Genomic DNA, 13333 nt, shown 5'->3' on the forward strand with positions numbered 1-13333 from the left:
TTCTTTTGTTGCCGGATGGCGGTGCAAGCACCTTATCCGGCCTACTTTCCATGCGATACGTAGGCCTGATAAGCGCAGCGCCATCAGGCATTACGCGATGACGACGTCTCTTCCTTCCATTCCAGCCTGACGCCCGCTCCCTCCTCCGCCAGACCATCACAGGTAACAAAAATACCTGCGGCAGCAATCAACGTCTCGCCATAAAACAGCAGCGGCGTGGTATCCCGCCGCCAGGGCGGTACGCCCAGCTCCTGCCAGATTTTCTTTAGCTTACGCCCGCCATTGCGCCCGATAATATGCAGTAACCCAGATGCCTTAAAGCGTATGCTAACCGGCTCGTCGGCACGCGGCATGCGCAGGTCGCCTCCTGGAACGAGCCGTACCGTCCCAAGTCCAACGGGCAGCGATAACGGTGTTTGCCACGATGACCACGGGATCACCGTCGCGCTTTGGCCGGTAACGGATTTTATCCACCATAGCTGTAACTGATAACGGCGAATGTCGTACTCGCCAAAGCGCAAACAGGGAGCGGCGTCCTCACGCGCCAGCGCCACCTCCTGCCAGATACGTTCCAGCCCGTCTCGGGAAGGCATCGGCGCATGCTTCGCGGCCAGCCAGCGGCGCAATAGCGCAGCACGTCGCGGGCCGCTCATCGCCATTAACGGCGCTAACTGCAATGCTCCATCAGCGGTGATACAGCCCGCTAAATCCTCTGCCAGAAGCTCATCCAGCAGGCGCTCCTGTTCTGCGCAAAGCGCGGCGCTACGGGCAGTCGCTTCAGCAAAATGCGGCCAGCGTTGTTGCAGCAGCGGTAGCACCCTAAGGCGCAGGAAATTACGATCGTAGGCATCATCCTGATTGCTTTCATCCTCAATCCAGCGCAGCGCATAGCGTTTTGCCCACTGCTCCAGCGCCGCACGGGTTTCCCCAAGTAACGGGCGGATCAGCTGCGTTCCGGCAAACGACGAGCGTTCCCCCATAGCGGACAATCCCGCCGGGCCGCTGCCGCGCTTCAACGCCAGCAGAAACGTTTCACATTGATCGTCAAGATGCTGGGCCGTGACCAGGACTTCACCGGGATGCAGCGCCTGCGCAAAGGCTGCGTATCGCGCCTGGCGCGCCTGAGCCTCAATCCCCAGCCCCTCATCCTGAAGCTGCACTCGTCGGACAACCAGCGGCACCTGCCACTGCTGGCACACAGCCTCGCAATGCGTCACCCAGCTATCGGCATGAGAGCTTAACCCATGATGAATATGGATGGCGCGCAGCGTGACATCAGGCTGCTGTTCTCGCCATTGCACCAGTTGATGCAGCAGTACGGTAGAATCCAGCCCGCCGCTAAAGGCCACCAGAATCTGGCGGTATGGCAGGAGTGAGGCGTTCAGGGTGAGTGTTGTCATGATCATTGCTTAACTGTGGCACTGCCCGGCACGTTACCGGGCAGAAACCGTGATGACAAGTTTTACTGCTCATACAGTTCGAGCGGCAGTCCGTCTGGATCGTTGAAAAAGGTAAAACGTTTATTCGTAAACGGGTCAACGCGAACCGACTCGCATTTAACGTTGTTCGCCTCCAGATGCGCTACCGCTTTGTCTACGTCTTCCACGCTGAACGCCAGATGCCGCAGACCGCAGGCCTCCGGTCGGCTCGGTCGCGCAGGCGGGAAGGGAAAAGAAAAAAGCTCAATCACATATTGCCCGTTTAACGCCAGGTCGCCTTTCCAGGAATCACGTTCTTCCCGGTACGCTTCACTCAACAGCGTGAAGCCCAGTACGTCACAATAAAACGTTTTGCTCGCCGCATAATCCGTCGCAATAATCGCAATATGGTGAACCTGTTTTAATCCCAGCATAGCGTCTCCTTAATGTGTTATCAGCACGTTACCCGCCTTGCAGTCGCTCAGGCAAGCCATCATGCCGTTTTTAAGACTCTCACTCGGTAAACGCCATCTTCATCCTGTTTTGCGCCATGAATATCGGTCTCAAAGCCAGGGTAATGGTGGCCGATGGAACACAGCATCAGCAGAAAATCGAGTACCGCACGGCTCGCTTCGGTGATCATCTCCCCCGGCATCAGCAACGGCACACCAGGCGGATACGGCAGCACCATACTGGCGGAAATACGCCCCACCAGTTGATCAATCGCGATGGTCTCCACTTCGCCTTTTATCTGCCTCTGCCAGGCCTGATGCGGCGTCATTTTCATTTCGGGCAATGTGTCGAACGCCCGTGACATCAACCCGGAAAGATCGTGCTGGCGGATCAGTTTATGGATACCCTGCGCCAGATCCTGAATCCGCATATTACGATAAAAATCGGGATCTTCGGCGTACAGATCCGGCAGCATATTTTTAACGCGCAGATTAAGATCGTAAGCGCGTTTAAACTCCGTCAGGCCGCGCAGCAATCCCATCGCCCGGGTTTTATCAATACCAATACTGAACAGGAACAGCAGGTTATAAGGCCCGGTTTTTTCTACCACCACGCCGCGCTCATCAAGGAACTTCGCCACCAGCGCGGCGGGGATCCCCTCCTCGCTCATGTTGCCCTGCTCATCCATACCGGGCGTCAAAATGGTGACTTTCACCGGATCGAGAAACATATGGTCGGCATCCGCATCGGTAAAACCGTGCCACTCCTCGCCGGGCGCAACGGGCCAGCATTCCGCTTCATCCACCTCTTCCGGTTGCCAGATATCAAAGAACCAGCCTTCTGACTCTTCGCGCAGCCGCTGTACCTCTTTGCGAAAATGAAGCGCCCGCTCCACGGAGCGATTGATCAATCGTTTACCCGGATTGCCACGCAGCATTGCCGCAGCCGTCTCAATCGACGCCACAATGGGGTAGCTTGGCGATGTTGAGGTGTGCATCATAAACGCTTCATTAAAGGTATCTTCATCGTAATCCCCTTTAATGTGAATAAGCGATGCCTGAGACAGCGCCGCCAGCATTTTATGCGTCGACTGCGTTTCGAAGATGACTTTTCCCGGCACCCGCTCGCCGCTCATCCCGCTTTTCCCCTGATAAATCGGGTGAAAATGGGTATAGGGCACCCAGGCCGAGTCGAAATGGATCGAAGGGACATCCAGCGTTTGTTTAATCCAGTTGGTGTTGTACAGCAGGCCGTCATAGGTCGAGTTGGTGATAACCGCATGTACCGGCCACTGCGCCTGCGCCGTCTCCGAAACCTTATGTTCAATACTCTCACGCGTAAATTCACGCTTAGGAATGCCCCCCAGAATACCGAGTGCGTTGCGCGTGGGTTTCAGCCAGAGGGGCACCACATCGCTCATCATCAACAGGTGCGCGAGAGATTTATGGCAGTTGCGGTCAATCAGCAGCGTGCTGCCCGACGGCGCCGCGTACATGCCGACAATTTTGTTCGATGTGGAGGTGCCGTTGGTCACCATATAACTCTGCTCGGCGCCGAAGGTGCGGGCAATATACTCTTCCGCCTCCAGGTGCGGCCCGGTATGGTCCAGCAGCGAACCCAGTTCGGTCACGGAAATAGACACATCCGCTTTTAGCGTATTCCCCCCGAAGAAGTCATAAAACAGACAGCCAATCGGGCTTTTCTGGTACGCCGTTCCCGCCATATGCCCCGGCGTACAGAAGGTATACTTCCCTTCCTTCACATAGGTAAACAGCGCCCGGGTGAACGGCGGCGTGATGTTATCAAGGTATTCATTCGTATACTGGCGGATGCGGGTTGCAATATCTTCTGACTGGCCGAGCGCGTATTCAAAAAACCACAGTGCCATACGCATATCATGCACGCTGACATCCATCGTCGAATGCGTATTGATAAACGCATACAACGGCAGGTATTCATTTAGCTGGTTGATATCGCTACACAAATCGAGGCTGTACTCATCCCAGTCAAAAATGACGCCACAGATTCGCGGATTGTGTTCAATGAATTTCAGCAGGTCGACGCTATTTTGCGGCCAGATAATCTGAAACCCCTGCGACTGTAGGGCAAGCTCAAGTTCCTTGATGGGTTCGTCTTTATAAAAAACGCCATGCGGCCCCATGATGGCAATGATATTCATGCGTTCCTCCTGGAAAAACCTTAGCTAATCATAGCCTGGTCAAACCGCAGGTAAAAAAAAGGGCCACAAAATGTGACCCTTTTTACTCCATGTCCGATAAGCGTAAGCGCCATCGGGCATTGATGATGTTTACGCGTAGCCGTAGCTCATCAGGCGCTGATAACGACGGTTTTTCAAATCGTCTTTGCTCAACACGTCGAGATCGGCGAGATCGGCCAGCAGTTGCGCTTTCAGAGAAGCCGCCATCGCTTCCGGGTTACGGTGCGCGCCACCCAGCGGTTCCTGAATGATGGAATCAATCAGCTTCAGCTCCTTCAGGCGCGGCGCGATAATACCCATCGCTTCTGCGGCCAGCGGCGCTTTGTCCGCGCTTTTCCACAGAATGGACGCACAGCCTTCCGGGGAGATAACGGAATAGGTGCTGTACTGCAACATATTCACTTTATCGCCCACGCCAATCGCCAGCGCGCCGCCGGAACCCCCTTCGCCGATAACGGTACAAATCACCGGTACGCTCAGGCGTGACATTTCACGCAGGTTACGTGCGATCGCTTCAGACTGACCGCGTTCTTCCGCGCCCACGCCAGGGTAAGCGCCAGGGGTGTCGATAAAGGTAATGATCGGCATGTTGAAACGCTCAGCCATTTCCATCAGACGCAGCGCTTTGCGATACCCTTCAGGTGCCGGCATGCCGAAGTTACGACGGATTTTCTCTTTCGTTTCACGGCCTTTCTGATGACCAATAATCATCACTGGACGACCATCCAGACGCGCGATGCCGCCGACGATAGCTTTATCATCCGCATAGGCGCGATCGCCCGCCAGTTCGTCAAATTCATCAAACGCCAGGCGAACATAATCCAGGGTGTATGGACGTTGCGGATGGCGCGCCAGTTGAGCAACCTGCCATGCGCCAAGATCGGCAAAGATTTTGCGCGTCAGTTCTACGCTTTTTTCACGCAGACGATGCACTTCTTCATCGATATTAATATCCAGTTTCTCGTCCTGGCGGCTTACCGCTGTCAGAGAATCGATTTTCGCTTCCAGCTCTGCAATCGGCTGTTCAAAATCAAGGAAATTCAGACTCATAGTATTCCTGTATTAGTCAAACTCCAGTTCCACCTGCTCCGAACCAATGAGGCCACGGAGATCGTTTAGCAAACGATCGCTCGGAGAGACACGCCACGTCGCGCCAAAACGCAACCGCGCGCGTGCATCCGCCCTCTGATAGTAGAGATGTACTGGAATTGTCCCCGAGCGGTGGGGTTCCAGAGACTGACGGAGTCGGTTTAAAAGCTGGTCATCAATTTGCCTGTCCGTCAGCGAGATAGCAAGCCCGCGAGCATATTTTTCCCGGGCTTCGTCAATATCCATGACTTCACGGGCCATCATTTTAAGCCCGCCGCTGAAGTCATCAAAGCTGACCTGTCCGCTGACGATAAGTATGCGGTCTTTTTCCAGCAATTGCTGATATTTATCCAGAGCGTCGGTAAACAGCATAACTTCCAGACGTCCAGAGCGGTCATCCAGCGTACAGATGCCGATACGATTGCCGCGCTTGGTGACCATAACCCTTGCAGCAATCACGAGCCCCGCAGCCGTGGTGACTTTACCACGTTCTGTCGGATGCATGTCTTTCAGCCGGTAGCCTCCGACATAGCGCTCAATTTCTTTTAAATACTGATTGATAGGGTGTCCCGTCAGGTAAAGCCCCAACGTTTCACGTTCCCCGTCCAGCACCACCTGTTCCGGCCACGGCTGGCAGCTGGCATAGGATTGTTCAATTTGTTCCGGCTCTTCCGCCAGTACGCCAAACATATCCGCCTGCCCGATCGCTTCCGCTTTGGCATGCTGATCGGCGGCTTTCAGCGCGTCGCCCAGCGAGTTCATCAGCGCGGCACGGTGCGGCCCAAGGCGGTCAAACGCCCCGGACATAATCAGTTTTTCCAGTACCCGGCGGTTGAGCTTTTTCGTGTCCGTGCGGGCGCATAAATCAAACAGCTCGCGGAAGTAACCGTCTTTATTGCGCGCCTCGATGATAGCTTCAATCGGGCCTTCACCCACGCCTTTGATCGCGCCGATGCCGTAAACAATTTCGCCGTCGTCGTTAACGTGGAAGTGATACAGTCCTGAGTTGATATCCGGCGGCAGGATTTTAAGCCCCATGCGCCAGCATTCATCCACCAGACCGACCACTTTTTCGGTGTTGTCCATATCGGCGGTCATTACCGCCGCCATAAACTCTGCCGGGTAGTGCGCTTTCAGCCACAGCGTCTGGTAAGACACCAGCGCATAGGCGGCAGAGTGCGATTTGTTAAACCCGTACCCGGCGAACTTTTCCACCAGGTCGAAGATTTTTATCGCCAGCTCGCCGTCGATGCCGTTCTTTCTGGCGCCCTCTTCAAAGACGGAACGCTGTTTCGCCATCTCTTCCGGCTTTTTCTTACCCATCGCACGACGCAGCATATCCGCGCCGCCAAGGGTGTAACCGGAAAGCACCTGGGCAATCTGCATAACCTGTTCCTGGTACAGGATGATGCCGTAGGTCGGCTCCAGTACGGGTTTCAGGCTTTCATGCTGCCATTGCACGTCTGGATAGGAAATCTCTTCACGGCCATGCTTACGGTCGATGAAGTTATCCACCATACCCGACTGCAACGGGCCGGGGCGGAACAACGCCACCAGCGCGATCATATCTTCGAAGCAGTCAGGTTGCAGACGCTTAATCAGATCTTTCATGCCGCGGGATTCAAGCTGGAAGACCGCCGTGGTTTCCGAGCGTTGCAGCATGTCGAAGCTTTTCTTGTCATCCAGCGGGATCGCCGCGATATCCAACGGCGGTTCGCCATTCTTCTCGCGGCGGGCGTTGATCATCTCCAGCGCCCAGTTAATGATGGTGAGCGTGCGCAGCCCCAGGAAGTCGAATTTGACCAGCCCTGCGTATTCCACGTCATTTTTATCAAACTGCGTTACCGGGTGCTGGCCGGCCTCATCACAGTACAGCGGCGCAAAATCGGTGATTTTGGTCGGCGCGATAACCACGCCACCGGCGTGCTTACCGGCGTTACGCGTGACGCCTTCCAGCTTGCGCGCCATATCGATCAACGCTTTAACTTCCTCATCCGCCTCGTAAATTTCCGGCAGTTGCGGTTCCGCCTCAAACGCTTTCGCCAGCGTCATGCCTGGGTCAGGCGGCACCAGCTTCGAGATACGATCCACGAAACCATATGGGTGCCCCAGCACGCGCCCCACATCGCGGATAACCGCTTTCGCCGCCATCGTACCGAAGGTAATAATCTGAGATACCGCATCGCGGCCGTACATATCCGCTACGTGTTCGATAACCTGGTCGCGTTTCTCCATACAGAAGTCAACGTCGAAGTCAGGCATGGAGACACGTTCCGGGTTAAGGAAACGTTCGAACAGCAGGTCGAATTCCAGCGGATCAAGGTCGGTAATTTTCAGCGCATAGGCCACCAGCGACCCCGCACCGGAACCGCGCCCCGGCCCTACCGGTACGCCGTTATCTTTCGACCACTGGATAAACTCCATCACGATGAGGAAGTAGCCTGGGAACCCCATCTGGTTAATAACCTGAAGTTCAATGTCCAGACGTTCGTCATAGGGGGGACGCTTCTCTTTACGCACCGCTTCGTCAGGGAACAGGAATTCGAGACGTTCTTCCAGACCCTCTTTCGATTTCTTGACCAGGAAGTCTTCGGTGGTCATGTCCCCCGTTGGAAACTGCGGCAGGAAGTATTCGCCCAGACGGACGGTCACGTTACAGCGTTTGGCAATCTCAACGCTGTTTTCCAGCGCTTCCGGGATGTCGGAGAACAGTTCGCACATCTCGTCTTCGCTACGCATATATTGCTGCGGCGAATAGTTACGCGGGCGTTTAGGATCGTCGAGCGTAAAACCATCGTGAATAGCCACGCGGATTTCGTGCGCGTCAAAGTCCTCGCTGTTAATAAAGCGGACATCATTCGTTGCGACAACCGGCAAGCCACGCGTTTCCGCCAGCTCAACCGCCGCATGCAGATACGTTTCCTCATCCTGCCGACCCGTGCGGATCAGCTCCAGATAGTAGCGGTCGGAGAAATGTTCTTCATAGAAGGCGACGCATTCGTCCACCAGCGCACTGTTGCCGCGCAACAAACTGCGGCCCACATCGCCCATCCGGCCACCGGAAAGCAAAATCAGACCGTCTTTTAATTCAGTCAGCCATTCCCTGTCGATCACCGGCCCTTCTGCGCCGTAGCCACGCTGATAGGCTTTTGAGATCAACAGAGTAAGATTCTGATAGCCCGTATTATTTGCCGCCAGCACGGTCAACTGGCAGAGTTCATCTCCCAGCGGGGTGCCGCGAACATGGAAATCAGCGCCGACAATGGGCTTAATCCCTGCGCCGTGGCCCGTTCCGTAGAACTTCACCAGACCGCAAAGGTTGGTAAAATCGGTGATCGCCAGCGCAGGCATGCCTAACGCGGCCGCCTTTTTTACCAGCGGCCCGGTTTTCGCCAGCCCATCGATCATGGAGTAGTCGCTGTGCACCCGCAGGTGGACGAAACGTGGTTCAGACATCTTCAGATTCCCGTTTACTTAATCTCGACACAAGAATCAGGACGCAAGTCCCAGGGCGCGTTTGACAGGAGCAAAACTACGTCGATGATGCTCCGTCGCACCATGTTCAGCAAGCGCCGCCAGATGAAAAGCGGTCGGATACCCTTTGTGCTGGGCAAAACCATACTGTGGGAAAATACCGTCCAGCGCCGCCATTTCGGCATCGCGCGTCACTTTCGCAATAATAGATGCCGCGCTGATCTCGGCCACACGGCTGTCGCCTTTCACCACCGCCATAGAGGGCACGGGCAGTGCCGGACAGCGGTTGCCGTCAATCAGCACATATTCCGGCGCAATATGCAAACCGGCAACGGCGCGCTGCATCGCCAGCATCGTGGCGTGCAAAATATTTAGCTCATCAATTTCATGAGGTTCCGCGCGTCCCAGACTCCAGCTTAACGCTTTTTCTTTGATTTCATCATACAGCGCCAGACGGCGCTTTTCTGAGAGCTTCTTGGAATCATTGAGACCCACGATTGGGCGAGCCGGATCGAGGATCACAGCGGCCGTCACCACCGCGCCGACCAGCGGGCCGCGTCCAACTTCATCCACACCCGCGACCAACTGCGTATGCGGATAAACAAATTCGATCATTGTGCTAACTCCAGGACAGCGTCCGCCGCTTGCTCATCGGCATTGCAACGGATTTGCTGGTGCAACTCGCGGAAGGTGTCATGCATCGCATGGCTGGTTTTGCCATTCGCCAGCAGCGGCAGCAAGGCCTCTGCAAGCGCATGCGGCTCACACTCTTCCTGCAACAGCTCTTTGACTAATTCTCTTCCCGCCAGCAGATTAGGCAGCGAAACATAATCGGTCTTTACCAGGCGCTTCGCCAGCCAGAAGGTAAAGGGTTTCATCCGATACCCCACCACCATCGGGCATTTCGCCAGCATACACTCCAGCGCCGCCGTACCAGACGCCAGCAATGCGGCGTCGCTGGCCACCATCGCTTCACGTCCCATTCCGTCGAGCAGATGCACGGAAAGCTCCGGCGCAACCTCAGCTTTAATGCGCTCAAACTGCTCGCGGCGTTTGGCGTTCACCAGCGGTACGACAACTTCAAGGTCAGGATAGGTCTGACGCAGCAGCTGCGCGGTTTTCAGGAAATCCGCGCTGAGCATCTCCACTTCCGCGCCACGGCTACCGGGCAGTAGCGCCAGGCAGTGTGCATCATGCGAGATTCCCAGCACATCACGCGCGGCGTTTTTATCCGGGTCCAGCGGCATAGCGTCCGCCATCGTATGCCCGATAAAACGGCATGGCACGTTAAACTTGTCGTAAAACGCTTTTTCGAAAGGCAGAAAAGCCAGCACCATATTGGTGGATCTGCCTATTTTGAAAACGCGTTTCTGTCGCCACGCCCAGACGGACGGACTGACATAATGGATGGTTTTTATGCCCTGCTTTTTCAGGTTGCCTTCAAGGGTGATATTGAAGTCCGGCGCATCAATGCCGACAAAAACATCCGGCTGAAGCTCGGTAAAGCGGCGGGTCAAATCGGCACGAATATGCAATAAGCGACGCAGGCGACCAAGCACTTCAACAATGCCCATTACCGCCAGCTCTTCCATCTCATACCAGGCTTCGCAGCCTTCAGCCTGCATACGCGGCCCCGCCACGCCGACGAAACGCGCGTTGGGCACACGCGTCTTCAGCGCGCGAATTAAGCCTGCACCAAGAATATCGCCGGAGGTTTCTCCGGCGACCAGGGCTATCGTTAAGGGACGCTGTTCCGCCATTAACGAATCAGACCGCGCGTTGAGCGGGCAAAGAAATCGCTAAAGAGTTGCACTTCCGGGTACTGCTTCGCCAGTTCGGCAATTTCCGGTTTAGCTTCATCCAGCGTTTTGCCGCTGCGGTACAACGCTTTGTAAGCGTTGCGGATCGCGGTGATCGCTTCGCGGGTGAAACCGCGACGCTTCAGCCCTTCGATGTTGACGCCAAACGGCGTCGCGTGATTGCCCTGAGCAATAACGTACGGCGGAACGTCCTGGGCAACGCCAGAACAGCCGCCAACCATCACATGCGCGCCAATGGTGCAGAACTGGTGCACTGCGGTCATGCCGCCGATGATGACAAAATCATCCAGCGAAACGTGGCCCGCAAGCGTAGCGTTATTGGCCAGAATACAGCGGTTGCCTACTGTACAATCGTGCGCCACATGGGCATTGATCATCAGTAAGTTATCGCTGCCCACCTTCGTCAACCCACCACCCTGCACTGTGCCACGATGAATGGTGACGCTTTCGCGAATGCGGTTACGATCGCCAATTTCCACACGGGTCGGCTCGCCAGCATATTTCAGATCCTGGTTTACTTCACCGATGGAGACGAACTGATAAATCTCGTTATCGCGACCAATTTTTGTATGGCCATTCACGACAACGTGAGACTTCAGTACGGTACCCTCACCAATTTCGACATGGGGTCCAACAATACAAAAAGGACCAATATGAACATTAGCGCCAATACAGGCGCCGTCTTCCACAATGGCGGTTGGATGAATAAAGGCGGATTTATCAATCACGTATCAGGCCTCCCGGCTACGAGCACACATCATGGTTGCTTCGCACACAACTTTGCCATCGACCAGAGCAACCCCTTTAAAGCGGGTCAGGCCACGGCGCGTTTTCTCGAAAGTCACTTCCATGATCATCTGATCGCCAGGCACGACAGGACGCTTAAAGCGCGCTTCGTCAATACCCGCGAAGTAATACAGTTCACCCGGCTCCAGTTTTCCAACGCTTTTAAACGCCAGAATCCCTGTTGCCTGCGCCATCGCTTCCAGAATCAGCACACCCGGAAAAATCGGTTTACCCGGGAAATGGCCCTGGAAGAAAGGCTCATTTACGGAGACATTCTTCACTGCGCGCAGAAAACGACCTTCTTCAAAGTCCAGCACACGGTCAACCAGCAAAAACGGAAAACGGTGCGGCAGAAGTTCTAAAATCTCTTCAATATGCAGAGTATGAGTGTTAGTAGTCAAAATACTCTTCCTGTCCAAATATACTAAAAGGCAATAATAACACGGCCTGCCGCAATCATATGAATGTGACAGGCCGTAAAAGGATGGCACTACAGGTGGAACGCTAGTCTTGTTGATTAACCTTGCGCTCAATCGCTTTGAGACGCTTGCTCATATCATCAATGTTCATCACCAGTGCAGCGGTTTTACGCCATACTTTGTTAGGCTGCAACGGAATGCCTGAAGAATAGACGCCAGGCTCAGTGATAGGACGCATGACCATCCCCATACCCGTCACCGTGACTTTATCGCATATTTCCATATGCCCGTTAATCACGCTGGCCCCGCCAATCATGCAGTAACGGCCAATCTTCAGGCTGCCCGCCATAATGACGCCACCGGCAACCGCCGTATTGTCGCCAATCACAACGTTATGTGCAATCTGGCACTGGTTATCAATGATAACGCCGTTGCCGATCACAGTGTCATCCAGCGCGCCACGGTCAATCGTCGTACAGGCGCCGATCTCAACACGATCGCCAATAATGACGCGACCAAGCTGCGGGATCTTCACCCAGTTACCCCGATCGTTAGCGTAACCAAAACCGTCTGCGCCGACGACAGTGCTCGACTGGATCAGGCAATTCTCACCGATCTGAATGTCGTGGTAAATCGTTACATTCGCCCACAGACGCGAACCTGCACCGATTTTTGTGTTTTTCCCGACGAAGCAACCTGCGCCGATAATCACGTTATCGCCCAGTTCTACGCCAGACTCAATGACCGCATTCGCGCCAACTGAAACATTGTTACCCAGCATCGCTGTCGCATCGATCGCTGCACTCGGTGCAATATTCTGCGCTGGCTGCGGCGTGGTATCTAAAATTTGCGCCATTCGCGCATACGTCAGGTAGGGGTTCTTCACTACCAGCGCTGCACTCTTAGCAAAAGGAAGATCGTCCTGCGTCATGACAACGGCAGAAGCCTGGCATACGCCTAAGTGTTCACGGTATTTAGGATTCACCATGAACGTGATGTGGCCTGTTTGCGCAGATTGCATGGACGCAACGCCGGTGATGACGATATCGCCATCACCGTGTAATTCTGCATCCAACTGCTCTGCTAAATCAGCCAGTCGAATTGAAGGCATTACTTATTTAACCTGTTTCAGTACGTCAGCAGTGATGTCTTTCACGTCGCTGCTGTTATAAGCAACGGTGTTGGCATCAACGACCAGATCGATGCTCTGGCTGTTAGCAACGGATTTCACAGCAGTCTGGATACGGGTAACCAGTTTGCCACGCTCTTCGTTGGAACGACGCGCGCGATCCTGTTCAAAAGCCTGGGCTTTCTGAGAGAAAGTCTGGCGTTGAGCCATCACGTCTTTTTCCAGCTTAGTACGTTCGCTACCTGCTTTCATGGACTGCAAACGCTGCATTTTAGATTGCAGATCGGTTTCCATACGCTGCAATTCGCTGGCACGGCCTTTGAACTCGTTTTCCAGCGTGTTAGAAACACCCGTCTTCTGTGCGACCTGTTGGAACAGGCTACCCATATTAACGATCGCAATTTTGTCAGCAGCCTGTGCGGACGTTACCATCGCTAAACCGAGACCTGCAGCTAATAACCACTTTTTCACAATAAACTCCTTACCATCCCATTTGTGCCCGCAGGCACAGTTCTTTGCGTGGCCAG

11 protein-coding genes are annotated in these 13333 nt (G+C 54.6%); all 11 read right to left on the minus strand.

Annotation, left to right across the window (positions count from 1 at the left end; genetic code table 11):
- Window positions 1-83 precede the first annotated feature (83 nt).
- The 11 genes from tilS to skp all read right to left on the minus strand — a co-directional run bounded on the left by tilS (window position 84) and on the right by skp (window position 13277).
- Entirely contained in the window at window positions 84-1400 is a 1317-nt protein-coding gene (tilS, locus tag FD428_RS17310) for a tRNA lysidine(34) synthetase TilS (protein ID WP_114847933.1), read from the minus strand.
- A 62-nt stretch (window positions 1401-1462) separates the two neighbouring features.
- Window positions 1463-1852, minus strand: coding sequence for a VOC family protein (locus tag FD428_RS17315; RefSeq protein ID WP_071257623.1), 390 nt, complete (start codon window positions 1850-1852; stop codon window positions 1463-1465).
- A 59-nt stretch (window positions 1853-1911) separates the two neighbouring features.
- Window positions 1912-4050, minus strand: a complete 2139-nt coding sequence (gene ldcC / locus FD428_RS17320; protein ID WP_114847934.1) for a lysine decarboxylase LdcC — start codon at window positions 4048-4050, stop codon at window positions 1912-1914.
- A gap of 129 nt (window positions 4051-4179) precedes the next feature.
- A complete protein-coding gene (accA, locus tag FD428_RS17325; protein ID WP_012133972.1) occupies window positions 4180-5139 on the minus strand; it encodes an acetyl-CoA carboxylase carboxyl transferase subunit alpha in 960 nt (319 codons plus the stop codon).
- Window positions 5140-5151: 12 nt separating this feature from the next.
- Window positions 5152-8634, minus strand: coding sequence for a DNA polymerase III subunit alpha (dnaE, locus tag FD428_RS17330; RefSeq protein WP_024130683.1), 3483 nt, complete (start codon window positions 8632-8634; stop codon window positions 5152-5154).
- 36 nt (window positions 8635-8670) lie between these two features.
- A complete protein-coding gene (rnhB, locus tag FD428_RS17335; RefSeq protein WP_012133974.1) occupies window positions 8671-9267 on the minus strand; it encodes a ribonuclease HII in 597 nt (198 codons plus the stop codon).
- Window positions 9264-10412, minus strand: a complete 1149-nt coding sequence (gene lpxB, locus FD428_RS17340; protein ID WP_047458808.1) for a lipid-A-disaccharide synthase — start codon at window positions 10410-10412, stop codon at window positions 9264-9266. The genes rnhB and lpxB overlap by 4 nt, the downstream gene beginning before the upstream one ends.
- A complete protein-coding gene (gene lpxA, locus FD428_RS17345) occupies window positions 10412-11200 on the minus strand; it encodes an acyl-ACP--UDP-N-acetylglucosamine O-acyltransferase (protein WP_114847935.1) in 789 nt (262 codons plus the stop codon). The genes lpxB and lpxA overlap by 1 nt, the downstream gene beginning before the upstream one ends.
- Before the next feature lie 3 nt (window positions 11201-11203).
- Window positions 11204-11659 (minus strand): 3-hydroxyacyl-ACP dehydratase FabZ, encoded by a 456-nt coding sequence (gene fabZ, locus FD428_RS17350; RefSeq protein ID WP_003018528.1) that lies wholly within the window; start codon window positions 11657-11659, stop codon window positions 11204-11206.
- A 103-nt stretch (window positions 11660-11762) separates the two neighbouring features.
- On the minus strand, window positions 11763-12788 hold the full coding sequence (gene lpxD / locus FD428_RS17355; RefSeq protein ID WP_114847936.1) for a UDP-3-O-(3-hydroxymyristoyl)glucosamine N-acyltransferase: 1026 nt from the start codon (window positions 12786-12788) through the stop codon (window positions 11763-11765).
- A 3-nt stretch (window positions 12789-12791) separates the two neighbouring features.
- Window positions 12792-13277, minus strand: coding sequence for a molecular chaperone Skp (gene skp / locus FD428_RS17360; protein ID WP_024130685.1), 486 nt, complete (start codon window positions 13275-13277; stop codon window positions 12792-12794).
- Between the last annotated feature and the right edge of the window lie 56 nt (window positions 13278-13333).

This window comes from Citrobacter sp. TBCP-5362 (assembly GCF_005406305.1).
Lineage (GTDB): Bacteria > Pseudomonadota > Gammaproteobacteria > Enterobacterales > Enterobacteriaceae > Citrobacter_B > Citrobacter_B koseri.